The organism is Pseudomonas sp. P5_B2 (assembly GCF_056400445.1).
Map to the genome: position 1 here is coordinate 1 of NZ_JBFULH010000794.1, position 1,638 is coordinate 1,638.

Here is a 1,638-nt window from a genome sequence, read left to right on the forward strand (position 1 = left end):
GTCCAGACCTGCCGCCTGAGCCGGATCGCACAATTCGCCGTTATGTTCTGGCGGCAAGTCGACCACGATCAAACCGTCAACACCGGCCTCTTTGGCGTCGGCGATGAAACGCGGCACGCCGTACATGTGGATCGGGTTGAAATAACCCATCAACACCAGCGGAGTCTCGCTGTTGCCTTCACGGAACTCGCGAACCATTTGCAGGGTTTTCGCCAGGTTCTGTTTGGCGCCCAAGGCGCGAATATTGGCCAACTGGATCGCCGGGCCATCGGCCATCGGATCAGTGAAGGGCATGCCCAATTCGATCACATCGGCGCCAGCAGCGGGCAAGCCTTTGAGGATCGCCAGCGAAGTGTCGTAGCTCGGGTCACCGGCAGTGACGAAAGTCACCAGGGCGGCGCGATTCTGTTCCTTGAGTTCGGCAAAGCGCGTTTGCAGGCGGCTCATCAGTGTTTCTCCTGCTTGGATTGCTCTTGTTGGGAGTGTTCCATGTGGTGCATCACGGTTTGCATGTCTTTGTCGCCACGGCCAGACAAGTTGACCACCATCAGGTGATCTTTCGGCAAGGTCGGTGCGCGTTTAAACACTTCGGCCAGGGCGTGGGCGCTTTCCAGTGCAGGAATAATCCCTTCCAGGCGGCAGCATTTGTGAAACGCGTCGAGGGCTTCGTCGTCGGTCACCGAGGTGTACTGAACGCGGCCGATGTCATGCAACCACGCATGTTCCGGACCGATACCTGGATAGTCGAGGCCAGCGGAAATCGAGTGGGCGTCGATGATCTGGCCATCGTCGTCCTGCAACAGAAAGGTACGGTTGCCGTGTAGCACGCCCGGAACGCCGCCGTTGAGGCTGGCCGCGTGCTTGCCGGTTTCGATGCCGTAGCCGGCCGCTTCAACACCGATGATCTCGACGCTCGTGTCGTCAAGGAACGGGTGGAACAGGCCCATGGCGTTGGAACCGCCGCCGATGCACGCCACCAGGCTATCTGGCAGACGACCTTCCTGAGCTTGCAATTGATCGCGGGTTTCCTTGCCGATCACGGCCTGGAAGTCGCGAACCATGGCTGGATAAGGGTGCGGACCGGCCACAGTGCCGATGAGATAGAAGGTGCTGTCGACATTGGTCACCCAATCACGCAGCGCTTCGTTCATCGCGTCTTTGAGGGTGCCGGTACCGGCCACGACCGGGATCACCTCAGCACCGAGCAGCTTCATGCGGAATACGTTGGCTTGCTGACGCTCGATGTCGGTGGTGCCCATGTAGATCACACAGTCCAGACCAAAACGCGCCGCCACAGTGGCCGTCGCCACTCCGTGCATACCCGCGCCAGTTTCGGCGATGATGCGTTTTTTGCCCATGCGCCGCGCCAGCAGGATCTGGCCGATGCAGTTGTTGATCTTGTGCGCGCCGGTGTGGTTCAGCTCTTCGCGTTTGAGATAAATCTTCGCGCCGCCGCAGAACTCGGTCAGGCGTTCGGCGTAATACAGCGGGCTTGGACGTCCGACGTAGTCACGCTGGAAGTAGGCCAATTCTTCTTTGAACGCCGGATCTTCCTTGGCCGCTTCGTATTCGCGGGCCAGGTCGAGGATCAACGGCATCAGGGTTTCAGCGACGTAACGGCCGCCGAACGCGCCAAAC

The 1,638-nt window shown here is 59.8% G+C and carries 2 protein-coding genes; both read right to left on the bottom strand.

The window, feature by feature from the left end; translation table 11 throughout:
* Positions 1–447 (bottom strand): tryptophan synthase subunit alpha (trpA, locus tag AC1DRJ_RS26855; RefSeq protein ID WP_477804818.1); only part of this gene is annotated, 447 nt, incomplete at its 3' end.
* Positions 447–1,638 (bottom strand): tryptophan synthase subunit beta (trpB, locus tag AC1DRJ_RS26860; RefSeq protein ID WP_477804819.1); only part of this gene is annotated, 1,192 nt, incomplete at its 5' end. The genes trpB and trpA, both read right to left, overlap by 1 nt.